This is a genomic window from Pseudotabrizicola formosa, from assembly GCF_002900965.1.
GTDB classification, from domain to species: domain Bacteria; phylum Pseudomonadota; class Alphaproteobacteria; order Rhodobacterales; family Rhodobacteraceae; genus Pseudotabrizicola; species Pseudotabrizicola formosa.
In genome coordinates this window covers 471,077-493,992 of record NZ_PJOM01000001.1, presented here as the reverse complement: position 1 = coordinate 493,992, position 22,916 = coordinate 471,077, and the positions used below count along the sequence as shown (strand labels likewise).

Genomic DNA, 22,916 nt, shown 5'->3' with positions numbered 1-22,916 from the left:
CGCTTATTGAATCTGCTGGCCGTTCACAAAGATCGACCCGCCCTCGCGCGCCTCGATCTTCGAGGTCAGCACATCGTCACCCGCAGGCTGGCCGAACATCGCCATCATCATGCGCGCGCCCATCGCATCCTCCTGCGTGATCACCCCCATGGCGATCAACCCGTCGATCACCTTGTTGCCGCCTTCCAGCCGCACATCGGCAGTGCCCACCGGCATCGGCGGCCCGCCCATGGCCACCATCGAATTGTCAAAGGTAAAGGCCCCTGTCGCATTGGCCACGGCCCCAAGCGCCTGAACCGCCAGCGTGCGGATATCCAGCGTCAGCAGCTCCGGCGTGGTGTTCGGCGGCGCACCGGTTTCGCCCGCCTGCATCAGGTCCAGCACATCGACCTTGACCGTACCGCCCAGATCCAGCGCCACATCCAGCGGCCCATGCTCCAGCACATTGCCCGCGTCGATCATGCCCCAGGCCGCATCATCCAGCACCAGATTTTCCATCGTCAGCTGCAGGCCATAGGCGCCCGCCTCCTCGGTCGCCACCACCGGCAGGCTCAGCCCAAGGCCAAAGGTGCCGCTCGTGGCCTCGACCGGCATCGGCATCATCGGCGGACGCAGGGTCACGTCAAATCCTTCGACAGTGGTCGAAATATCCACCCCATCGGCACCCGCCTTCACCGAGGTGGTCCCCGGTGCCGCTGAAAACGCCACGCTCACCGGCATCATCGGGTTGTTCTCGACCATGTCGCCGGTCGATACGCCCTGCGTCGCTTCAAAGCTGAGGCCAAGCCCCGCGCGCACCGCCGCGATGAACGAAGGCGTGTCCTGCAAAGACATCAGGTTGATGCCTTCGGGCAGGGTCAGCTCACCGGTCAGCACCAGATCGGCCGTATCGCTGCTGTTCACCGAGTCGATGCCCAGCGACGGGTCTTTCTGCGTGATGTTGTACAGCAGCTGGTCCGCCGACATCTCCATCCCCAGCGCCTCCAAGCCGCGCGTATAGCGCCCCGAAACCGCGGTCAGATCAAAGGTGCCGTCAAACATGTTCGCGCCCTCGACGACATTGACCGCAACCGACAGGCTGTCTGCGTCCATGCCATAGCCCAGCCCGCCCGCATCCTCGAACGCGCTGATCGACAGCTCTTCATGCGTGATCGCAACCTTGCCCGGCCCGGTGTTCTCCAACCGGATCTCGCCGGGGAAGAAGGCCACGCTGCCATCCTCCTGCTCGACGATCGACACTTCGGAAATCGTGGCAATCGCGGGCTTGCCATCGGGGGTGATGCTCACACCATTCAGCGTCAGCTCGCCATCGCCTGCCACTTCCGTCGCCGCGCTGATCTTCATCCCGCCCTCGGTGGCCGCCGCCTGCAGGTCGGCCCAGACCTGATCCGCCGTCAACGCAGCCTGCGCCGTGCCACACATCAAAATCGCCATCACCGGCGCCGTCATCAAAACATTGGTCCTGAACATGTCACTCTCCAGAAAAGTGCTATCGTTGTGGCAAGACAGAATAGCTTTCCGGCGCGCAGTGCAAGGTCAGGTTTTGCGCCCCCCGGTCAACTGCCGCGATAGGTGGAATAGGCAAAGGGCGAAATCAGCAGTGGCACATGATAATGCTGCCCTGCATCCGGCACGCCAAAGCGGATCGGAATTTCGTTCAAAAACAACACCTCACCCGTCGCCTGCCCGGTCTGGCGCAGGTAATCGCCCGCAAGGAACACCAGCTCATAGGTGCCCGCTGTCAAGCCATCCCCAGTCAACAGCGGCGCATCGGTGCGGCCATCACCATTGGTCACAACCTCGGCAATCTGCTCGGATGAGGTGCCGCTCACCCGGTACAGCCGGATTTTCACGCCCGCCGCCGGTTTGCCCAGCGCCGTATCCAGCACATGCGTCGAAAGCCGTCCCATCCTGTGGTCCTTCCTGTGATCCGGCTTGCATCACAGCACGAAACGCGCCCCGATACGACAGCCTGTGCACCCAATATGTCTTTCTCGAATTTCTTGATAAACCAGCGCAGAATTCGCGTCTATCCTTCCGCAATACCTGAAAGTGAGGTGTCCCGGTGACCCGCTACCCCCGAGATTTCCGTGGCCACGGCCCCGACGCCCCTGATGCCGGGTGGCCGGGTGGCGCCAAGATCGCCATCTCCCTCGTGCTCAACTACGAAGAGGGCGGCGAGAACAACCTGCTGCACGGTGATGCCCAGTCCGAGGCCTTCCTGTCCGACATCGCCGGGGCCGCGCCATGGCCGGGCCAGCGGCATTGGAACATGGAGTCGATCTATGACTACGGCGCCCGCGCCGGGTTCTGGCGCCTGCACCGCCTGTTCACCGCGCGCGGCCTGCCGGTCACGGTCTACGGCGTGACCAGCGCCCTGGCGCGCAACCCCGAACAGCTGGCCGCCATGCAGGCCGCAGGCTGGGAAATCGCCAGCCACGGGCTGAAATGGGTCGATCACCGCGACATGGCCGAAGATGAAGAACGCGCCCAGATCGCAGACTCCTTCCGCCTGCACGAAGAGCTCACCGGCGCGCCCCCTCAGGGCTGGTACACCGGCCGCTGTTCGATGAACACCGTGCGCCTCACCGCCGAGTCCCGCAAACTGGCCTGGATCTCCGACACCTATGATGACGACCTGCCCTATTGGCTGGCGCTCGGCGACCATGACCAGCTGGTCATCCCCTATACGCTGGAAGCAAACGACATGCGCTTCGCCACCGCCCCCGGCTACATCACCGGCGAGCAGTTCTTCCAATACCTGAAAGACACCTTCGACGTGCTTTATGCCGAAGGCGAGGCAGGCCGGGCCAAGATGTTTTCCATCGGCCTGCACAACCGCCTGATCGGCCGCCCCGGAAAATTTGCCGGCCTGCAACGCTTCCTCGACTACGCACAAACCCACGATGGCGTCTGGTTCCCCCGCCGCATCGACATCGCCCGCCATTGGGCCGCAACCCACCCACACCGGCGCTTTGAACGCCCCAGCCAGATGAGCCGCGCCCGCTTCACCGCGTGCTTCGGCAGCATCTTTGAACACTCGCCCTGGATCGCCGACCGCGCCCATGCCCTCGAACTTGGCCCCGCGCATGACTGCGCCGCCGGGGTGCATTCCGCCCTGACCCGGATGTTCCGCAGCGCCACCCCCGCCGAAAAGCTGGGCGTGCTGCGGGCCCACCCCGACCTCGCCGGCAAACTGGCCGCCGCCAAACGGCTGACACCCGATTCCGCCGCCGAACAGGCCAGCGCGGCGCTGGATGCGCTCACCGATGCCGAGCGCGCGGCGTTCGAGCGGCTCAACACCGATTATGTCGCCAAGCACGGCTTTCCCTTCATCATCGCCGTGCGCGACCACAGCAAGGACAGCATCCTTGCCGCCTTCCACGCCCGCATCGCCAATGACACCGCCACCGAATTCACCACCGCCTGCGCCCAGGTGGAACGCATCGCCGCCCTGCGCCTGAAAGACATCCTGCCATGACCCAGTATTACGCCCCCCCTGGCGGCCTGCCGCCGCAAACCCAGCTGATGACCGGCCGCGCCGTCTTCACCACCGCCTATGCGGTGATCCCCAAGGGCTGCTTTTCCGACATCGTCACCAGCGCCCTGCCCGGCTGGCGCGACACCCGCCTCTGGCTGATCGCCCGCCCGATGTCCGGGTTTTCCGAAACCTTCAGCCAATATGTGATGGAAGTGGCCCCCGGCGGCGGCTCCGATACCCCCGACGCCGAGGAAGGCGCCGAACACTGGCTGTTCTTCACCGAAGGCACCGCCACCCTCACCCTCGACGGCCAAAGCCACCCCCTGCAAGACGGCAGCTACGCTTTCATCCCCGCAGGCATGCCCTGGACCCTGCTGGCCACGGGCAGCAGCCCCGCCCGCTTCCACTGGCTGCGCAAACTCTACGACCCCGCCCCCGGCATCGCGCCCCCCGATCCCATCCTCACCAATGACCGCGACATGCCCCTCACCTTCATGCCCGGCACCAACCAGGTCTGGGGCACCACCCGCTTTGCCGACCCCGCCGATCTGCGCCACGATGCCCATGTCAACATCGTCACCTTCCAGCCCGGCGGCACGATCCCATTCGAGGAAACCCATGTGATGGAACACGGGCTCTACGTCTTGCAGGGCAAGGCGGTCTACAAGCTCAATCAGGACTGGGTCGAGGTTGAGGCCGGCGATTTCATGTGGCTGCGCGCCTATTGCCCGCAGGCCTGCTATGCCGCAGGCCCCGGCCCCTTCCGCTACCTGCTCTACAAGGACGTCAACCGCCACGCCAGACTGCGCGGCCCCGGGGCCTTCGGCCCGGCACTGTAATCCCGCCCCTGCCCATTATCTGTTCCCAAATATCCCACGGGGGGTCCGGGGGGTGTGAAACCCCCCGCTCCGCCCCCAGCCCAAAGGCACGCCCGATGCAGGTCATCACGCCCATCCCCCTCACCGCCCAGGCCTTCGCCCCCTATGGCGACATTCTCGACGCGACGGGAGAGTTCCGCCTCATCAACGCAGGCCTCTGCCAGCGCCACCACGACCGCGCCACCCTCGATTTCGGGCCCGATGGCCGCGCCGGGATCTCCATCTTCCAGGCCGCCCCCCGCACCCTGCCCTACACATTTGACCTGATCGAACGCCACCCCGACGGCTCCCAGGCCTTCCTCCCGATGACCGCGCATCCGTTTCTGGTCATCGTCGCTCCCGGCCCCGATGCGCCCCCCCTCGCCTTCCTGACCGATGGCAGCCAGGGCATCAATCTGCATCGCGGCACCTGGCATGGCGTGCTGACCCCGCTCCACGCCCCCGGCCTCTTCGCCGTGGTCGACCGCATCGGTGCCAGCCCAAACCTCGAAGAACACCGCTACCGCGACAGCTGGACGGTCCTGGCACCCTGAACGGGGGGCAGGCCAGCCCGGACATAGAGGCTGCGCCAAGGGACCTGCCAAACGCCCAAAGCCAAACGCACCGGAAACAGGGTCCGCAGCGGCAAAGCCGCCCCCGCCACCGCAGCGGGGCCCCCTTCGGCCACAGGACAGCAGGCCGCCCGGCCTGCAACAGGCATACCCCACCCCGCCCCTGTCCATTGCCGCAGGATTTGGGGTCAGCCTGCCATGCGGCCTCCGCCCGACTGTCCGCCTCCCCCCCCCGCCACAAGGCACTGTCATTTTTTCCTGACAGTTCTATTCTGCCCCCATCGCCAAGGAGGCCCCATGTTCGACCACACCACCCCCGGCCCGCAGATCCCCACCCTCCCCGGTGGCCCGCGCGACGGGCTCTGCACCGATTGCGGCATCTCGCGCCTGGGCGATGGCCGCGCCTGCGGGCGTGCCTGCCAGTTCATCGCCCCCGACTACCCCGCACTGGAACTGGCGGTGCATGGCCGCAGCGCCACCCCCGGCACGGATGACTCCTTCTTCGGCGTCACCCAGACCATGCTGCGCGCCCGCCTCACCCCCCCGGCCCCCGGCGCGCAATGGACCGGCATCACCACCACCCTCGCCGCCACGCTGCTCGAACGCGGGCTGGTTGATGCCGTCCTGACCGTGCTGCCAGACCCGTCCGACCGCTGGAAACCCCTGCCCGCCCTCATCACCAACCCCGCCGACATGGCGCTTGCCCGCGGCATGCGCATGGGCTGGGCGCCCACGCTGGCGCTGCTGGAACCCGCCCGCGCCGCCGGATACAAGCGGCTGGCGATGATCGGCATCCCCTGCCAGACCTACGCCCTGCGCGCGCTCGAATCCGAACTGGGGCTGGACGCGCTCTACATCATCGGCACCCCCTGCTCCGACAACACCACGACCGCGAATTTCCACAGTTTCCTGAACCTGCTGGACGCGGCCCCCCAGACCATCAGCTACCTCGAATTCCGCGCCGATTTCCGCGTGGAACTGCGCTTCGACGATGGCCGCAAACCCCGCTTCATCCCCTTCCTGCAGCTCCCCATCAGCCAGTTGCCCGCCGATTTCTTCCCGATGACCTGCAAGACCTGCGTCGATTACACCAACCGTCTGGCCGATATCACCGTGGGCTATATGGGCGGCGACGGCGACCAATGGATCATCGCCCGCAACGCGCGCGGTGCAGACCTGCTGGCAATGATCGCTGACCGCCTGACCACTACCCCCCTCACCTCCTCCGGCAAACGCGAAGCCGCCGTCAAAGGCTTCATGGAAAACACCGCCCGCGCCGCCGGTGGCCTGCCGCTCCGCCGCATGCCCAACTGGCTGCGCCCGCTGGTCGGCCTGATGCAACGCCGCTTCGGTCCCAAGGGGTTGGAATTCGCCCGTGCACGGGTCGAGATGAAAGCGGTGGAAACCATCCTCCATCTGCGCCGCGCCCATCCGGCGCGGATGAAAAACATGATCCCGCCCCATGTCTGGGCCATCGCCGCCCGCTACGGCCTGACGCCCGGCACAGATGAAACCCGCCCTCCCAAAGCCTGACAGCGCCAGTGTACAGCAGCTTGGGGGGCCGCGCCCCCCTCAGCGGAGCCGAGGGCCGAAGGGCCCGCAGGCGACACAAGACAACGCGCGCGCAGCGCGCTCAATCAGATCCCGTTCGGGCAGATGCACCGGCACCGGTCACCCCATCCGCAAGGCCACATCCAGCATCCGGTTGGAGAATCCCCACTCATTGTCATACCAGCCGAACACCCGCAGCATCCCGCCCTGCGTCACCCGCGTCTCCGGCGTGGCCATCACGATGCTTTCCGGCCTTGCCCGCAGATCGGTTGACACCAGCGCCCGGTCGGTCACGCCAATGACAGCGCCCCCCGATCTGGCCGCCGCATGGAACGCCGCATTCACCGCCTCCACCGTCACCGGCCGCGCCGTCATCACCGCCAGATCAACGCAAGACACGCTGGCCACCGGCACCCGCACCGCCGACCCCTCGATCCGCCCCGCCATCCCGGGCAGCACCGCATCCAGCAGGCGCGAGGCACTGGTGGTCGTCGGCACCATCGACAGCGCCGCCGCGCGCGACCGTGCGTAATCCGCCGCCGGGGCATCCACCGTCGGCTGGCTGCCGGTATAGCAATGGATCGTGGTCATCGACCCCGTCACCACCCCCCAGTCGCGGTCAATCAGCCGCGCCAGCGGCGCCAGCGCATTGGTGGTGCAGGACGCGTTCGACACGATCTGCTGATCGCCCAGCACGTCCTCATTCGCCCCCAGCACAATCGTCACCTCCGCCGCCTGCGACGGGCCAGAGACCAGCACCCGCCGCGCCCCGGCTTGCAGCCCGCGTGCCGCCACCTCGCGGCCATCCGCCCGCCCGGTGCATTCCATCACCACATCCACAGCGCCGAGATCCAGACCCGACAGATCCGCCACCCGGTGCAGCGGAATCGCCCGCCCGTTCACAACCAGACAGCCGCCTTCCAAGGCAACCGTCCCGCGCCACGGGCCAAACACACTGTCATATTCAAACAGATGCGCGCACATCTCGGGGGCTGCGATGTCATTGATCCCCACCACCTCCAGCCCGGGCCACAGCGCCGGGTCCGTCGCCCAGGCCCGCAGCACCGAACGGCCGATCCGGCCAAACCCGTTGATAAAGACCCGCATCCTGCACCTCATTCCCGGACGGCAGGATCAGCACGCCCCCGCCCCGCGCGCAAGCGCGGCTTTGTCACCCGGACAAGGTTTCCCGCGCGCCAGCTCGGGTCTAAACCTCAACCACCACGCCCTGCCCGCGCTCTTCCGCCCGGCGCACGGCCATCGCCGCCACCGCCAGATCCTGCAAGCCAACGCCGGTGCCATCAAACAGCGTGATCTCCTCCGCCGACCGCCGCCCCGGGTGCCTGCCGGTGATCACATCGCCCAAAGGCGTGATCGCCGTCGCATCCAGCAGGCCCGCCGCCACCGCATGCTGCGCCTCGCCAAGGCTCACCGATTGCGCAATCTCATCGGTAAAGACGGACGCACGGCCCAGCAGCGCCGGCTCCACCTCCTGCTTGCCCTTCGTATCGGTCCCCATACAGGCCAGATGCGTGCCCGGTGCCACAGGCGCACTCATCAGGCTGGCCGCGGGCGAAGAGGTGATCGTCACAATCACATCCGCCTCTGCCATCCGCGCCAGAGGCACCGCTTCGAACGGCAGGCCCAGCTCGGCCGCAATCGTGCCCAGGCTGTCCAGCATCTCGGGGTGCAGGTTCCAGGCGATCACCCGCTCAAACTCCCGCACCCGCGCCGCCGCGCGCAGCTGGAACCCGGCCTGATGCCCGGCCCCCACCATGCCAAGCACGCGCGCCTCCCGCCGCGCCAGCCGGTCGATGGAAATGGCCGAGGCGGCGGCGGTGCGCAGCGCGGTCAACAGCCCGCCCCCCACCATGGCCGTGGGCCGCCCGGTCTCCGGATCGAACAGGAACACGGTGGATTGGTGGTTGATGATCCCCCGCGCCGCATTGCCCGGAAAGTACCCCCCGGCCTTCACCCCCAGCTGCCCGCCAGCCCGGTCCAGCCCCGACTTGAACCCGTACTGCCGCCCTTCGCCCAAGGCTTCGCGCACCACGTCGAAGTTATAGGCCTCTCCCCGCGACATGGCGGCAAACACCGCCTCGACCGCCGCAAAGGCATCCTCGGGCGACACCAGCCCCGCAATCAGCGCTTCCGGCACAATCCTCATGCCCGCACCCGCGTCATGACGTTTGCCATACGCGCACCATACGCGGGCCAGACACGAACCATACGGTCAATTCCCATCTCAATAGGCCTTGCCCCGGGCAGACACCGGCCAGACCACTTCGACCTTCCCGCCGCGCACACCGACATACCAATCATGCACATTGCAGGTCGGATCACAGTGGCCCGGCACCAGCCGCAGCTTGTCATTGACGCTCAAGACCCCGGCCGGGTCATCAACCACGCCATGCTCATCACTGCATTTGACGTACTTTACATCCGTCCGCCCAAAGATCACCGGCAGCCCGGAATCCACCGATTGCGCCTTCAATCCGGCATCCACAATGGCCTTGTCCGCCTTGGCATGGGACATCACAGAGGTCAGGATGAACAGCGCATTCTCCCATTCGCCCTGATCAATCCGCTTGCCATCCCTGTCCAGAATCCGGCCATAATCGGCATCCATGAACGCATAGCTGCCGCATTGCAACTCATTGTAAACGCCGGAATTGCTTTCAAAATAATAGCTGCCGGTGCCGCCGCCGCCCACGATGTCGCACGCCAGCCCCACGGCCTTGAGCCCCTCCACCGCGTCCCTGACCTGCGCCACGGCAAGGTCGATCTTGGCCTTGCGGTCGGCGTAGCTGTCCATATGCTGCATCGCCCCCTGATAGGCCTGCAGCCCCGCAAATTTCAGCCCCGGCGCGCCGTCAATCGCCTGTGCGATGGCAACCACCTCCGGCGTGGTCTTCACCCCGCAGCGCCCGGCCCCGCAGTCGATCTCCACCAGACATTCGATGGTCGTGCCATGCCGCACCGCCGCCGCCGACAGGTCGGCGACATTGTCCAGCATATCGACGCAAACAATTGTTCTTGCACCCAATTTCGGCATCCGCGCCAGCCGGTCAATCTTGGCCGGATCGCGCACCTGATTGCTGACCAGCACATCCTTGATGCCGCCCCGGGCAAAAACCTCGGCCTCCGACACCTTCTGGCAACACACACCCACCGACCCGCCAAGCCGCTCTTGCAGCAAGGCCACATCGACCGATTTGTGCATCTTGCCATGCACCCGGTGGCGCATGCCATGCGCCCGGGCATAATCGCCCATCTTCTTGATATTGCGCTCCAAAGCGTCCAGATCCAGCACAAGGCACGGGGTCTGGATATCCGCCTCATCCATCCCCGGCAGGGCCGGAATGTCATAGCCTACCTCGAAGCCTTCGAAATCTGCGTGCTTGTTCATGGTGTTACCCTTTCATCCAAGGCAAAGTGTCCAGATCGACGTTCCCCCCGGTGATGATGACGCCCACGCGCCGCCCCCGGAAGACATCCTTGTTTTTCAATAGGGTGGCCAGCGGCACGGCGCAGCTTGGCTCCATCACGATCTTCATCCGCTGCCAGGTCAGCTTCATCGCCGCGATGATCTCTTCTTCCGTGGCCGTGAAAATATCGGCGACGTGGTTCGAGACGAAATGCCAGGTCAGGTCCTTCAGCGGCACCTTCAACCCGTCGGCCACGGTTTCGGGCGCATCATCGACAATGATCCTGCCCGCCTTGAAACTGCGATAGGCGTCATCGGCATTCAACGGCTCAGCCGCATAGACATCCACCCCCGGGGCAATCGCGCTCATGGTCAGACAGGTGCCCGAGATCATGCCGCCCCCACCAATTGGTGCGATAACGCAGTCCAAATCCTCAACCTGTTCAAGCAGTTCGCGCGAACAGGTGGCCTGCCCGGCAATCACGCGCGGGTCATTGTAGGGGTGCACAAACTCTCCCCCCGTCCGCGCCTGCACTTGGGCAAACACCGCCTCGCGGCTGCTGGTGGATGCCTCACATTCCGTGATCACCCCGCCATAGCCCCGCACCGCATCCTTCTTGGCCTGTGGTGCCGTGCGCGGCATCACCACATTGCACGGGATGCCCCGCCGCCCCGCCGCATAAGACAGGCTCAGCGCATGGTTGCCGCTGGAATGGGTGCAAACCCCCGCCTTTGCCTGATCCTCCCCCAGCCCAAACACCGCATTGCAGGCCCCGCGCACCTTGAACGCCCCGGCCTTCTGAAAGTTCTCGCATTTGAAGAACAGCTCAGCGCCCACCAACTCATTGAAATAGCGCGATGTCAGCACCGGCGTGCGGTGGATATGGGGGCGAATGCGGTCATGCGCCGCAATCACATCGTCAAAGGTCGGCACATGCATCTGGGGCAGATCCTTCATCCTTGGTCATTATCTGTTTCAAAATATCCCGGGGTCCGGGGCAGAGCCCCGGGGGTGCCGCCTCACTCCGCGGCCATGGCCAGCGCCACGGATGACCCGCGATAATACTCCTGCGCCGCCGCCACGCCCGACCCCAGCGTGATCGGCCAGCCCAGATCGGCCATGCACATCTCGGCGGTGGCAAGGCCGGACAGCACCATCACATCGGTCAGCATCCCCAGGTGTCCGATGCGGAACACCTTGCCCGCCACCTCGCCCAGGCCGACGCCAAAGGCCACACCGTATTTCTCGGCCGCCAGCTTCACCAGATCCGTGCCATTGCAGCCCTCGGGCACCATCACGGCGGTCACCGTGTCGGAATACAGGTCAGGCGTCACGGCACAGGGGCGCATGCCCCAGGCGGCAACCGCACGGCGCACGCCTTCCGCCAGGCGGTGATGGCGGGCATAGACAGCCTCCATCCCTTCATCCTCCAGCAGTTCGATCGACCGGGCAAGGCCGGCGATCAACCCGACCGGTGGGGTATAGGGGAACCCACCTGCGGCATAGCTTTTCAGCATGTCCTTGAAATCAAAGAAAGTGCGCGGCAGCATCGCGCTGTCCATCGCCGCCAGGGCCTTGGGGCTGACGCCAACAATCGCCAGACCGGCGGGCAGCATGAACCCCTTCTGGCTGCCCGCCACCGCGATATCAACGCCCCAAGCCCCCATTTCGAACGGCATCGACCCGATGGACGACACGCCATCAACCATCAGCATCGCGCCATGGACCGCCGCATCCATGGCGCGGCGCAGGCCTGCAATGTCGGACCGCACGCCGGTGGCGGTCTCGTTATGGGTGGCGAGGACGGCCTTGATCGTGCCACTGGTGTCGGCCTTCAGCGCGGCTTCTATCCGGTCCAGCGGGGTGCCTTCTCCCCATGGCGTCTCGATGATCTGCACGGTCAGGCCGTGGCGCTGGCACAGGTCGATCCAGCGGTGGCTGAACATGCCAAAGCGCGCGGCCAGCACGGTGTCGCCGGGCGACAGGGTATTGGTGATCGCCGCCTCCCACCCGCCGGTGCCGGTGGAGGGCAGGATGATGACCTCACCCTCGGCCATCTTCAGCACCCGGCGCACGCCGGCCACCGCCGGACGGAACAGCCGGGCAAAGGCGGGGGAGCGGTGGTCGAGCGTGGGCATGTCGCAGGCCTTGCGAATGACCTCGGGAATATTGGTCGGGCCGGGAATGAAGACAGGGTTCTGCGAAGACATGGCGGCTCCTCCAAAGCGCTGTTGAGGTGACTCTAGGCGATGGAGAGCCATCAGACAATTTTTTCGGAAAGGTTTTTCATTTTTTTGAAAACCCGCTATTCATAAGCATAATCAACGCTCAACCGTTTTTCACACCAATCACAAAGGTGCAGGACATGACCACCCCCCCTCGTCCACGCGGCCGCCCCAGGGCCTTTCATGACAAGACGGATCAGAACACGGTGCAGGCGCTGGATCGCGGTTTGGCGCTTTTGGAACTGGTGGCAGCGCGGCCCGGATTGTCGCTGTCAGAACTGGCGGCGGCCAGCAACGAGGCGGTTGCAACCGTGTTCCGCGCGCTGGTCACGCTGCAGGGGCGCGACATGGTCGAGGCCGAAGAGGGCGGGCAGCTGTGGCACATCGGCCCCGGCGCCTTCCGCGTCGGCAGCACCTTCCTGCGCCGCACCAAGGTGGTGGAGCGGTCGCGCCATCCGATGGACATGCTGATGCGCGACAGCGGCGAGACCGCCAATCTGGGGATCGAGGCCGGGGATGAGGTGCTGTTCCTGTCTCAGGTGGAAACGCATGAGGCAATCCGCGCCTTCTTTCCGCCCGGCACCAAGGCCCCGATGCATGTGTCGGGCATCGGCAAGGCGCTGCTGGCCTGGTATGGCGACCTCCGGGTGCGGCGGGTGATCGAGCGCAAGGGGCTGGAGCGCTTCACCGACCGGACGCTGGGCACCGAGGCCGATCTGTTCCGCGATCTGGCGGCCACAAGGGCGCGCGGCTACGCGATTGATGATCAGGAACGCGCGCCCGGCATGCGCTGCGTGGCGGCCCCGATCTTCAACAGCCATGGTGAGCCGGTGGCCGGGCTTTCCGTCTCTGGCCCCGCCTTCCGCATCGCGCTGGAGGACACCGCGCGCATCGGGGCATTGGTGCGGGCGGCGGCGGATCAGGTGACAGAGGCGACCGGGGGGCTACAGCCCGGAGGCGGCGTCAGCTGAATTTGTTGTCGCGCGGGAAGCCCCGCGGCGCCATCTTGCCAGCCCCGGCGCGGGGGCCCAGCCATTCGGCCAGATCAGGTTCGCTGCGGGTGCGTCCGGCCGGGTCTTTCCATGTCAGCCCATCGGCCAGCGTGAAGGTGATGGCATCGGACAAGCCGCCATCCTTGTACTTTTGCAGCCGCACGCCCTTGCCCCGTGCCATTTCCGGCAACTCGGACAGCGGGAAGACCAGCACTTTGCGGTTTTCGCCAACCACGGCCACATGGTCGCCGCGCGCCACGGTCACCACGGCCGTCGTCACACCCTCGCGCACCGTCAGCACCTGTTTGCCGGCGCGGGTCTGGGCCAGCACCTCTTCCGATGGCACGATGAACCCGTCCCCGGCAGAAGAGGCGACCAGCAGTTTCTGCCCCGGCTGGAAGATCGTCAGAGAGACAATTTCGGCATCATTGGGCAGATCAACCATCAGCCGGACAGGTTCGCCCATGCCACGCCCGCCGGGCAGGTTGGCCCCGATCAGCGTGTAGAACCGGCCATTGGCGGCGATCAGCAGGATCTTGTCGGTGGTTTCCGCGTGGAAGGCAAAGCGCGGACCGTCGCCGTCCTTGAACTTCTGCTCGGCGGTCAGATCGACATGGCCCTTCAAGGCCCGGATCCAGCCCATTTTTGAACAGATCACGGTGATCGGTTCACGTTCGATCATTGCCTCATAGGGCACATCCTCGATCACCCCCGCCTCGGCAAAGGCGGTGCGGCGGGCGCCAAGTTTGGTGCCTTTGCCGAATTGCTTGCGGATGGCGTCCAACTCGATGCCGATCTGCTTCCATTGCAGACGGTCGCTTTCCAGCAGATCGGCCAGCCCGGCGCGTTCCTTCATCAGGGCATCGCGTTCGGCAATCAGCTCCATCTCTTCCAGCTTGCGCAAGGACCGCAGCCGCATGTTGAGGATGGCTTCGGCCTGAACCTCGGTCAATTCCCCCTCACCCGCAGCGGGCGGGGTGTAATCCTTTTCCGAAGGCGCCCGGGCATGGGGCTTGCCCCAGTCTTCACGCATCAGGGCGGCTTTGGGATCGGCGTCATAGCGGATGATGTCGATCACCCGGTCAAGGTTCAGGAAGGTGATGATGAAGCCTTCGAGAATCTCCAGCCGGTGGTCGATCTTTTCCATCCGGTGCAGCGAGCGGCGGCGCAGCACATCGCGGCGGTGGTCCAGAAAGGCGCGCAGCACCTCTTTCAGGCTGCAGACCTTTGGCACCTTGCCGTCGATCAGCACGTTCATGTTCAGGCTGAACCGGGTTTCCAGATCGGAATTGCGGAACAGCGTGCCCATCAGCACCTCGGGGTCCACTGTCTTGGCGCGCGGCTCCAGCACGATGCGGACATCTTCGGCGGATTCGTCGCGCACATCGGCCAGAAGCGGAATCTTCTTGGTCTGGATCAGCTCGGCCAGCTTTTCGATCAGCTTGGATTTGGCGACCTGATAGGGGATCTCGGTGACAACGATCTGCCAGGTGCCGCGGCCCAGATCCTCGACCTGCCATTTGGCCCGGGTGCGGAACGAGCCGCGCCCGGTTTCATAGGCATCAAGCATCACGGAACGGGGTTCCACCATGATGCCGCCGGTGGGAAAATCCGGCCCGGGAATCAGATCGACAAGCTCTGCGGTGGTGATCTCGGGGTTGCGCAGCATGGCGTGGCAGCCTTCGATCAGCTCATCCAGGTTATGCGGCGGAATATTGGTGGCCATGCCGACCGCAATGCCGCTGGACCCGTTGGCCAGCAGGTTCGGAAAGGCGGCGGGCATGACCACCGGCTCTTCCAGCGTGCCGTCATAATTGGGCCGGTAATCGACCGCGTTTTCGGTCAGCCCCTCCATCAGCGTTTCCGCAATCGCGGTCAGGCGGGCTTCGGTATAGCGGCTGGCGGCGGGGTTATCGCCGTCAATATTGCCAAAGTTGCCCTGCCCGTCGACCAGCGGATAGCGGACGTTGAAATCCTGCGCCAGACGCGCCATCGCGTCATAAATGGCGGCGTCGCCATGCGGGTGATAGTTGCCCATCACATCGCCGGCGATCTTGGCCGATTTGCGGAAGGCGGATGTGGCCGACAGGCGCAACTCACGCATGGCAAACAGGATTCGGCGGTGCACCGGTTTCAGCCCGTCACGCGCATCGGGCAGCGCGCGGTGCATGATGGTGGACAACGCATAGGTCAGATACCGTTCGCCAATGGCCCGGCTCAGAGGCTCGGCCAATTCGACAGGTTCGGTCTTGGGCGGATCGGTATTGTCTGACATGGGGGTGGTGTAATCTGCAGGGCGCTGCCGGTCCAGACCGAAATGCGGACGAGCATGACGCGGGTTTGAGGCCAAAAGTTTTCAAACTGTCCGCACCATGGGGAACCACTTGCATCACGGCGGGTTGATACCGTGTGACAGGGGCGTGAACGCAGGCCCCATATCGAATTTTGAATGCTCAAGTCTCAGGTGCCCGAATGATCCGAATGCTGCTGGTGTTGTGTGCGGGGTTGTATCTGACCCTTCAGATCGGGGGGCAGGACAAGGGGCAAATGCGCTTTGGCCTGGCAGAGGCAGCGCGCGCTCCAGCGCGGGATGTCGCAGCGCCAAGCGAAGCGATGGCAACCGAGGAGAGGGTCAACAGGCCCTCAGCCACAGGGGCCGCCTTTGCCGAACCGGCGACGCTCCCGCCCCAGACCCCTGCCCCTTCTGATGCGGCCGTCATTCCGGTGACCTTCGGGACATCTCAACCGATCATGCAGCCACGCGCCGTTCAGGCCCGCAGCGACGCTGCGACCACCCCTTCCGCGACCGACGGCAAGCTGTGGTATGTAACCGGCCGGTCGGTCAATGTGCGCAGCGGACCGTCAACTCGCAATGAGGTTCTGGGCCGGCTGACGCGCGGCGAGGCCGTCACCGTGGTGGCAATGGAAGACAATGGCTGGGCCCGCGTCCGCATGGAAGGCGATGGCATCGACGGCTTCATGTCGATGTCCTTCCTGAGCGACAGCGCGCCCTGAGCCCTGGAGCCATCCGCCAAACCTATCCGCATTACCGCTTTGCTGCCCCGTCGTTTCATCCTAAGCAGGAAAAAAAACGAACGGGCAGAGCATGGCACAGTCAATTCTTATCACAGGATGTTCCTCGGGCATCGGGCTGGATGCAGCGCGGGGCTTGCGGGCACGCGGCTGGCGGGTCTTTGCCAGTTGTCGCCAACAGGCCGATTGCGACCTTTTGCGCGCCGAAGGGTTTGACAGCCCCCGGCTCGACTATGCCGATGAGGCCAGCATCGAGACGGCCCTGGCGCAGGTGCTGGACGCGACCGGCGGTACATTGGACGCGCTGTACAACAACGGCGCCTTTGCCTGCCCCGGCGCGGTGGAAGACCTGCCGCGCGGCGCGCTGCGCGAGATCTTCGAGACCAATCTGTTCGGCCCCCATGACCTGACCCGCCGGGTGATTCCGGTGATGCGGGCGCAAGGGCATGGGCGGATCGTGAACTGCTCGTCGGTGCTGGGTCTGGTCGGGATCAAATGGCGCGGGGCCTATGTTTCGACCAAATTCGCCCTGGAAGGGCTGACCGATGTGCTGCGCATCGAAATGCAGGGCACCGGCATCTCGATCAGCCTGATCGAACCCGGACCGGTGACCAGCCACATCCGCGCCAATGCGATTGCGCATTTCGAAAAGTGGATCGACTGGGAAAACTCGGCGCGCGCCGCCGAATACGCCGGCCTGCGCGGGCGCCTGTATGAAGACCGCGGCCCGGACCGGTTTGAACTGCCCGCCAGTGCGGTGACCAAAAAGCTGATCCACGCGCTGGAAAGCCCCCGGCCCCGGGCGCGCTATTATGTCACAACGCCGACCCATCTGATGGGCTTCCTGCGCCGGGTTCTGCCGACGCGCACGCTGGACTGGCTGATCGCCAAAGGCTGACAGGACCGCCGCAACAGGGGCCACCTCGGGGGGCATCGAGCCCCCGCTCGGCGGCGTTGCCACGGAATGCGGCGCGCGCCGCTGCGAAGACCGATCCCCCGCGCGTGCCTGCGCGTGCAAAATTGGCCTTCGCTTTTGCGCGATTGCCGCCTAAGTCATGCGGACAGGAAGGGGATACCCATGCTTGATGATCCGCTGTTCATTCTGGCTGCCGTTGCCAGCCTTGGGGTTCTGATCATTCTGATGATCGGAATCGGAGGCTTTGCCAAAGGCGGCGACTTCAACCGCAAACATGCCAACCGCCTGATGCGCTACCGCATCGCGGCCCAGGCGCTGGCGGTTCTGCTGATTGTCGGCTTCGCCTATCTGCGCAGCAAAGGGAGCTAAGCCTTGGTCGTTCTGTCGAAAATCTACACAAAGACCGGGGATGCCGGGGAAACGGCGCTGGGCAATGGCGCGCGGGTGGCCAAGCACAGCCTGCGGGTCTCGGCCTATGGCACGGTGGACGAAACCAATGCCACAGTGGGCCTTGCCCGCCTGCACGCCGATCCTGAAATGGACGCGGCGCTGGCCCGGATTTCCAACGATCTGTTCGATCTGGGGGCCGACCTGTGCACGCCTGACATGCACAAGGACAAGGACCTGTCCTACACACCGCTGCGCATGGTCGAGAGCCAGGTCACCCGGCTGGAACATGAGATTGATGCCTGGAACGCCCGCCTGACCCCGCTGCGCAGCTTTATCCTGCCCGGCGGCAGTGCCTTGGCCGCACAGTTGCACCTGTGCCGCACCGTCTGTCGCCGGGCCGAGCGGCTTGTGGTGGAACTGGGCACCCTGGAAGAGGTGAATGCCGAAGCGGTAAAGTATCTCAACCGGCTGTCGGACTGGTTCTTTGTGGCAGGGCGCATTGCCAATGACGATGGCAAAGCCGATGTGCTGTGGGTGCCGGGTCTGACCCGCTGAACCGGGAAAACGTGGCGTTCCCGGAGGGGAGCGCGTCGATTTTGCACTGTCGCGCAGGGTCCAGACCCGCTACTTACCGGGGCAGAGAGCTTGAACCTATAGGAGATTTGCGTCGATGAAGGTGCTGGTGCCCGTCAAACGTGTGATCGACTACAACGTGAAAGTGCGCGTCAAAGCGGACGGGAGCGGTGTCGATCTGGCCAATGTGAAGATGTCGATGAACCCCTTCGACGAGATCGCCGTCGAAGAGGCGATCCGTCTGAAGGAAAAAGGCGTCGCGACCGAGGTTGTCGTGGTGTCGATCGGGGTCAAGCAAAGCCAGGAAACGCTGCGCACCGCGCTGGCCATGGGGGCGGACCGCGCCATTCTGATCGAGGCGACCGATAGCGTGCAGACCGACATCGAGCCGCTGGCCGTGGCCAAATTGCTGGCGGCGGTGGTCAAGGAAGAAGCCCCCGGGCTGGTGCTCTGCGGCAAGCAGGCCATCGACAATGACATGAATGCCACCGGGCAGATGCTTTCGGCCCTGCTGGGCTGGTCGCAGGCGACATTCGCCAGTGAGCTGGTGATTGACGGCGACACCGCAAAGGTGACGCGCGAGGTTGACGGCGGCTTGCAGACGATTTCGGTGAAGATGCCAACCATCGTCACGGTGGATCTGCGCCTGAACGAACCGCGCTATGCCAGCCTGCCCAATATCATGAAGGCCAAGGCCAAGCCTCTGGCCGCCAAGACCCCCGCCGATTACGGCGTGGACGTCGCCCCACGTCTGTCGGTGCTCAAAACGGTGGAACCCGCAGGCCGCAAGGCCGGGATCAAGGTGGGCTCGGTCGACGAGCTGATTGCAAAACTCAAAGATGAAGCGGGGGTGATCTGATGGCTGTTCTCCTTCTGGCCGATGTGAATGACGGACAACTGGCCACCGATGCGGTGGCCAAGACCGTCACGGCGGTAAAGCCGCTCGGCGATGTGCATATTCTGGTCGCGGGCCAGGGCGGCGAGTCTGCTGCGGCCGAGGCTGCCAAGCTGGATGGTGTGGCGCGTGTGCTGTTTGCCGCTGACGCCGCCTATGAACATGGTCTGGCGGAATCCACCGCCGCGCTGATCGTGTCTTTGGCCGGGGATTATTCCCACATTGCCGGGGCCTCGACCGCGTTTTGCAAGAATGTGATGCCGCGCGTGGCAGCGCTGCTGGACGTGATGGTGCTGTCGGATGTGACGGCTGTGATCGATGCCGACACCTTTGAACGCCCGATCTATGCCGGCAACGCCATCCAGACGGTAAAATCGTCTGACGCGACCAAGGTGATGACCATCCGCACCGCCAACTTTACCGGCGTGGGCTCGGGTGGCTCGGTCGCGGTAGAACCGGTGACCGGCCCTGTCGAAGCCCTGTCGTCCTGGGTAGAAGACAAGGTGGCCTCCAGCGACCGGCCAGACCTGACCAGTGCAGGCATTGTGGTGTCGGGCGGGCGTGGCGTCGGGTCGGAAGAGGACTTCAAGCTGATCGAAGGGCTGGCGGACAAGCTGGGCGCGGCCGTGGGGGCAAGCCGGGCCGCCGTTGATTCGGGCTATGCGCCAAACGACTGGCAGGTCGGGCAAACCGGCAAGGTTGTGGCACCCAAGCTCTATGTCGCGGTCGGAATCTCCGGCGCCATCCAGCACCTGGCCGGGATGAAGGACAGCAAGGTGATCGTCGCGATCAACAAGGACGAAGAAGCCCCGATCTTCCAGGTGGCCGATTATGGTCTGGTCGGCGATCTGTTCACCCTCGTGCCGGAACTGACCGAGAAGCTCTAAGGCTCTGACACGGCGCATCGAGGACGGGCACCCCTTTGGGTGCCCGTTTGCATTTACAGCAACCGCAACAGCTCTGGCCCAAGCTGATCGGCGATCTGGCGATGAACGGCCGGACCCGGCAGCAGCTGTGCCACCGGCTGGTCCAGCGGCCCGAAGGCCATGCCGGCCGTACCGCATGCCAGAGCCTCCGGCGACGGCAGGATTTCAACATAGCAGGTGGCCCGCGCGCGCAGGGCAGCGACCATTTCGGCATCGACCAGCAGCGGATTCTGCACCAGATCCGACCTCCGCCCCGGCATGGGCGGCGGGGTAGCACCCACCCACAACAGGATGGTCGGGCAGGGCAGCAAGGCAAGCAACGTCTTCATCCGGGCCACCCAGGCCGTGCGCAGCTCTTCGGCCAGCACCTCGAACCGGTCGGCCGAAAGGGCTTGCAGCGTGTGCAGCATGTGCCGGGTAAAACTGAAGTCGGTGAAATCCACGTCCCCGTAAAGATCGCGCAGCGCGTGTGACGCAAACAGAAACCGGTCGTTGCGCCGGGCGTGCACCGTGTAGAACCGATTGCTGAGGTTCTGCGCGCCGACGATCTGAATCACCGCCACCTGCGCCCGCGCCGCGATGTCGAGCACGCTGGGATCTTTGAGGTACAGATCAAGCCCGGCATTGACGACGCCAAGATTGACCACCCGCAGCCCGGTTGCCGCTTCAACCAATGCCGGGAAGGGTTCGGGCACGAATTTCCCAAAGGTTTCCGTGCCCCCCACCATGACCACATAGGGCCGGTCCAGATCACGCCGAGGACCACGGAACGCGACGCGGGAGTCGCCGTACCGGCATAGGTAGTAGTCGAGCGACCCGCCGCCCGTATATTCATACGTCATCACACCCACCAAAGTTTTAGACACCCGCGGGCACATTTGCAGCTTTCCGTTACCAACCTCCTAAAAGTGGGATTTGAGACAAATGCGCCGCAACGCAGCGCCCTTGCCCCGTCCGAAGGCCACGCCTATGGTTGCGCCGACGGCAGAAAAGGACATCCGGGATGGAAATATCAACTGTGGGCGTGGTCGGGGCCGGGCAGATGGGCAATGGCATTGCCCATGTCTTTGCGCTTGCCGGCTATGATGTGATCCTGACCGATGTGAAGGAAGCGGCCCTGACCAATGCCATTTCGATCATCGACCGCAATATCGAACGCCAGGTCACGCGCGGCAAGGTCAGCGCCGAAGACAAGGCCGCCGCCATGGCGCGAATCAAGACCACGCTGGTCTTGGCCGAAGTCGGCCCCTGTGATCTGATCATCGAAGCCGCGACCGAGCGCGAAACCGTCAAACAGGCGATTTTCGAAGACCTGTTGCCGCATCTCAAGCCCCATACGATTCTGACCTCGAACACCTCTTCGATTTCGATCACCCGATTGGCCAGCCGCACGGACCGGCCGGAAAAGTTCATGGGGTTCCATTTCATGAACCCGGTGCCGGTGATGCAACTGGTCGAACTGATCCGGGGCATCGCCACCGATCAGGAAACCTGGGATGCGATGCATGCGGTGGTGCGCCGCCTGGGCAAAACCGCAGCCTCGGCCGAAGACTTCCCGGCCTTCATCGTCAACCGCATCCTGATGCCGATGATCAATGAAGCGGTCTATACGCTGTATGAAGGGGTGGGCTCGGTCAAATCGATCGACGAGTCGCTGAAACTGGGGGCCAATCATCCGATGGGGCCGCTGGAGCTGGCGGATTTCATCGGGCTGGACACCTGTCTTGCCATCATGAACGTGCTGCATGACGGGCTGGCCGATACCAAGTACCGCCCCTGCCCGCTGCTGACCAAATATGTCGAGGCGGGCTGGCTGGGCCGCAAGACCCAGCGCGGGTTCTATGACTATCGCGGCGAAACGCCGGTGCCGACCCGCTGAGCGCGCGGGCCGCTATCGGCCCAGATCAAGCGTGTGCTGGCGCAGCCAGGCCAGAAAACCGCGCGGGTTGCCTTCCCATTTCGTCAGTTCAGACGCCGGGATGGCAGCCCCGATATGCGGGCGCTGCGGCTTGAACAGGGCGCGCTTGATTTCATACAGCAGCAGGCCCTGCCGCAGCGTATCGGACAGCTTGTTGGCAATCAGGAACAGCCGGCTGTTCTGACCGGTGAAATGCACCGGCACAATGGTCGCCCCGGACCGCTGGATCATCTTGTGGGTAAAGACGTTCCATTCCGCCTCGATGGCCGGGCCAAAGAAGCCTTCGGACATCGCCACCTTGCCCGCGGGGAACAGGATGATGACGCCGCCGCGTTTCAGATGCTCCATCGTCTCGTTGCGCATCACCAGCCCCGCCTCGCGCGCGTTTTCTTCATGCGGGAAGGGCACCGGGATCATGAACTCCTCAACCTCCGGTATCCCGGTCAGCAAGGAACGGGTCAGGATCTTGAAATCCGACCGCACCCGATTCACGATCTCGGCCAGGATCATCCCATCCACCAGCCCATGCGGATGGTTCGACACCACCACAACCGGGCCAGTCGGCGGGATATGCGCCACCTCTTCCGGCGGGGTATCAATTCGGATGCCCATATGGCGCAGGGCCTTGGGCCAGAACGGCGAGCCGAAGGGCGCGCCGGCGCGCTCAAATTCGCGGATCAGCCGCAGCAGGGTGATCTTGGCGGTCAGCCATTCGATCGCGCGGATCGTCCCGGCCTTGACCGGGTTTGAAAAGCTGCCCGCATAGGACAGGCGGCGCATGTCATAGGGGCGCTCCGGCAGCCCGCGGCGGGCCTCTTGGCGGATATGGGTCTCAATCTGCGGATGTTCGGTCACGATCCGTCGGCCTTTCTGCACCACCTTGTGGCTCAGTACTCTTCCCCGAAGCGGTTGGCCACCAGCGCACTGAGCGCCTCGGCCAGAGAGTCCGCGTCGGCCCCCGTGGTCGTCACCTCAATAGAGGTTCCGCGAGAGGCTGCCAACATCAAAAGGCCCATGATGGAATCGCCCGACACCGTCATGCCGTCCTTGCTGACCTGCGCCTGCGCCTCATGCGCTTCGACCACTTCGACAAACTTGGCACTGGCGCGGGCGTGAAGGCCCTTTTCATTGACGATATGAAGCGTTTTATCCACCAAAG

General features: G+C 64.6%; 23 protein-coding genes. 12 read left to right on the top strand and 11 right to left on the bottom strand.

All coding sequences use genetic code 11. The features are described 5' to 3' along the window. Positions 1-3 precede the first annotated feature (3 nt). Both CXR43_RS02515 and uraH read right to left on the bottom strand, forming a co-directional pair. Positions 4-1,434, bottom strand: a complete 1,431-nt coding sequence (locus CXR43_RS02515; RefSeq protein WP_168219723.1) for a hypothetical protein — start codon at positions 1,432-1,434, stop codon at positions 4-6. Between the two features lie 122 nt (positions 1,435-1,556). Then, complete coding sequence (uraH, locus tag CXR43_RS02510) at positions 1,557-1,910, bottom strand: hydroxyisourate hydrolase (RefSeq protein WP_103332449.1); 354 nt, start codon at positions 1,908-1,910, stop codon at positions 1,557-1,559. A gap of 155 nt (positions 1,911-2,065) precedes the next feature. Between uraH and puuE the strand changes: the two genes are divergently transcribed. From puuE to CXR43_RS02490, 4 genes are all read left to right on the top strand, one after another. Next, complete coding sequence (puuE, locus tag CXR43_RS02505; protein ID WP_103332448.1) at positions 2,066-3,481, top strand: allantoinase PuuE; 1,416 nt, start codon at positions 2,066-2,068, stop codon at positions 3,479-3,481. Further along, on the top strand, positions 3,478-4,320 hold the full coding sequence (locus CXR43_RS02500; protein WP_103332447.1) for a bifunctional allantoicase/(S)-ureidoglycine aminohydrolase: 843 nt from the start codon (positions 3,478-3,480) through the stop codon (positions 4,318-4,320). The genes puuE and CXR43_RS02500 overlap by 4 nt, the downstream gene beginning before the upstream one ends. 95 nt (positions 4,321-4,415) lie before the next feature. After that, positions 4,416-4,892: an ureidoglycolate lyase gene (locus CXR43_RS02495; RefSeq protein ID WP_103332446.1), complete on the top strand. Its 477-nt coding sequence runs from the start codon at positions 4,416-4,418 to the stop codon at positions 4,890-4,892. A 315-nt stretch (positions 4,893-5,207) separates the two neighbouring features. After that, positions 5,208-6,443 carry a Coenzyme F420 hydrogenase/dehydrogenase, beta subunit C-terminal domain gene (locus CXR43_RS02490; RefSeq protein WP_103332445.1) on the top strand — a complete coding sequence of 412 codons (1,236 nt, stop codon included), beginning with the start codon at positions 5,208-5,210 and terminating at the stop codon, positions 6,441-6,443. Between the two features lie 138 nt (positions 6,444-6,581). On the opposite strand, the gene CXR43_RS02485 is transcribed toward CXR43_RS02490, so the two are convergent. From CXR43_RS02485 to bhcA, 5 genes are all read right to left on the bottom strand, one after another. Next, positions 6,582-7,568 carry a type I glyceraldehyde-3-phosphate dehydrogenase gene (locus CXR43_RS02485; protein ID WP_246831252.1) on the bottom strand — a complete coding sequence of 329 codons (987 nt, stop codon included), beginning with the start codon at positions 7,566-7,568 and terminating at the stop codon, positions 6,582-6,584. Positions 7,569-7,668: 100 nt separating this feature from the next. Beyond that, positions 7,669-8,628, bottom strand: a complete 960-nt coding sequence (gene bhcD / locus CXR43_RS02480; RefSeq protein WP_103332443.1) for an iminosuccinate reductase BhcD — start codon at positions 8,626-8,628, stop codon at positions 7,669-7,671. 78 nt (positions 8,629-8,706) lie between these two features. Next, positions 8,707-9,870, bottom strand: a complete 1,164-nt coding sequence (gene bhcC, locus CXR43_RS02475) for a 3-hydroxy-D-aspartate aldolase BhcC (protein ID WP_103332442.1) — start codon at positions 9,868-9,870, stop codon at positions 8,707-8,709. 4 nt (positions 9,871-9,874) lie between these two features. Then, the gene (gene bhcB, locus CXR43_RS02470; RefSeq protein WP_103332441.1) at positions 9,875-10,846 is read right to left on the bottom strand and encodes a beta-hydroxyaspartate dehydratase BhcB; all 972 of its coding nucleotides are present in this window, start codon (positions 10,844-10,846) and stop codon (positions 9,875-9,877) included. A 62-nt stretch (positions 10,847-10,908) separates the two neighbouring features. Next, positions 10,909-12,099, bottom strand: a complete 1,191-nt coding sequence (gene bhcA / locus CXR43_RS02465) for an L-aspartate--glyoxylate aminotransferase BhcA (protein WP_103332440.1) — start codon at positions 12,097-12,099, stop codon at positions 10,909-10,911. A gap of 155 nt (positions 12,100-12,254) precedes the next feature. Between bhcA and bhcR the strand changes: the two genes are divergently transcribed. Further along, on the top strand, positions 12,255-13,085 hold the full coding sequence (gene bhcR, locus CXR43_RS02460) for an HTH-type transcriptional regulator BhcR (RefSeq protein WP_103332439.1): 831 nt from the start codon (positions 12,255-12,257) through the stop codon (positions 13,083-13,085). Here the strand turns inward: bhcR and CXR43_RS02455 are convergent. Next, complete coding sequence (locus tag CXR43_RS02455) at positions 13,078-15,381, bottom strand: DNA topoisomerase IV subunit A (RefSeq protein WP_103332438.1); 2,304 nt, start codon at positions 15,379-15,381, stop codon at positions 13,078-13,080. The genes bhcR and CXR43_RS02455 overlap by 8 nt on opposite strands. Positions 15,382-15,578: 197 nt before the next feature. On the opposite strand from CXR43_RS02455, the gene CXR43_RS02450 reads away from it, so the two are divergent. From CXR43_RS02450 to CXR43_RS02425, 6 genes are all read left to right on the top strand, one after another. Beyond that, a complete protein-coding gene (locus CXR43_RS02450; RefSeq protein ID WP_103332437.1) occupies positions 15,579-16,121 on the top strand; it encodes an SH3 domain-containing protein in 543 nt (180 codons plus the stop codon). A 91-nt stretch (positions 16,122-16,212) separates the two neighbouring features. Then, a complete protein-coding gene (locus tag CXR43_RS02445; protein WP_103332436.1) occupies positions 16,213-17,037 on the top strand; it encodes an SDR family NAD(P)-dependent oxidoreductase in 825 nt (274 codons plus the stop codon). A 180-nt stretch (positions 17,038-17,217) separates the two neighbouring features. Continuing rightward, positions 17,218-17,424: a twin transmembrane helix small protein gene (locus CXR43_RS02440; protein ID WP_103332435.1), complete on the top strand. Its 207-nt coding sequence runs from the start codon at positions 17,218-17,220 to the stop codon at positions 17,422-17,424. A 3-nt stretch (positions 17,425-17,427) separates the two neighbouring features. Continuing rightward, positions 17,428-18,000, top strand: coding sequence for a cob(I)yrinic acid a,c-diamide adenosyltransferase (locus CXR43_RS02435; RefSeq protein WP_103332434.1), 573 nt, complete (start codon positions 17,428-17,430; stop codon positions 17,998-18,000). Positions 18,001-18,115: 115 nt separating this feature from the next. After that, positions 18,116-18,877 (top strand): electron transfer flavoprotein subunit beta/FixA family protein, encoded by a 762-nt coding sequence (locus tag CXR43_RS02430; protein ID WP_103332433.1) that lies wholly within the window; start codon positions 18,116-18,118, stop codon positions 18,875-18,877. After that, on the top strand, positions 18,877-19,800 hold the full coding sequence (locus CXR43_RS02425; protein WP_103332432.1) for an electron transfer flavoprotein subunit alpha/FixB family protein: 924 nt from the start codon (positions 18,877-18,879) through the stop codon (positions 19,798-19,800). Before CXR43_RS02430 ends, CXR43_RS02425 begins: the two co-directional genes overlap by 1 nt. Positions 19,801-19,853: 53 nt before the next feature. Here CXR43_RS02425 and CXR43_RS02420 read toward each other — a convergent pair whose 3' ends face one another. Continuing rightward, complete coding sequence (locus CXR43_RS02420) at positions 19,854-20,681, bottom strand: DUF6473 family protein (protein ID WP_103332431.1); 828 nt, start codon at positions 20,679-20,681, stop codon at positions 19,854-19,856. A 161-nt stretch (positions 20,682-20,842) separates the two neighbouring features. Between CXR43_RS02420 and CXR43_RS02415 the strand changes: the two genes are divergently transcribed. Continuing rightward, positions 20,843-21,718, top strand: a complete 876-nt coding sequence (locus CXR43_RS02415) for a 3-hydroxybutyryl-CoA dehydrogenase (protein WP_103332430.1) — start codon at positions 20,843-20,845, stop codon at positions 21,716-21,718. 12 nt (positions 21,719-21,730) lie between these two features. Here CXR43_RS02415 and CXR43_RS02410 read toward each other — a convergent pair whose 3' ends face one another. Together CXR43_RS02410 and CXR43_RS02405 are read right to left on the bottom strand one after the other, a co-directional pair. Beyond that, a complete protein-coding gene (locus tag CXR43_RS02410; protein WP_354000999.1) occupies positions 21,731-22,612 on the bottom strand; it encodes a lysophospholipid acyltransferase family protein in 882 nt (293 codons plus the stop codon). Positions 22,613-22,644: 32 nt separating this feature from the next. Further along, positions 22,645-22,914, bottom strand: coding sequence for an HPr family phosphocarrier protein (locus tag CXR43_RS02405; protein WP_103332429.1), 270 nt, complete (start codon positions 22,912-22,914; stop codon positions 22,645-22,647). Positions 22,915-22,916 lie beyond the last annotated feature (2 nt).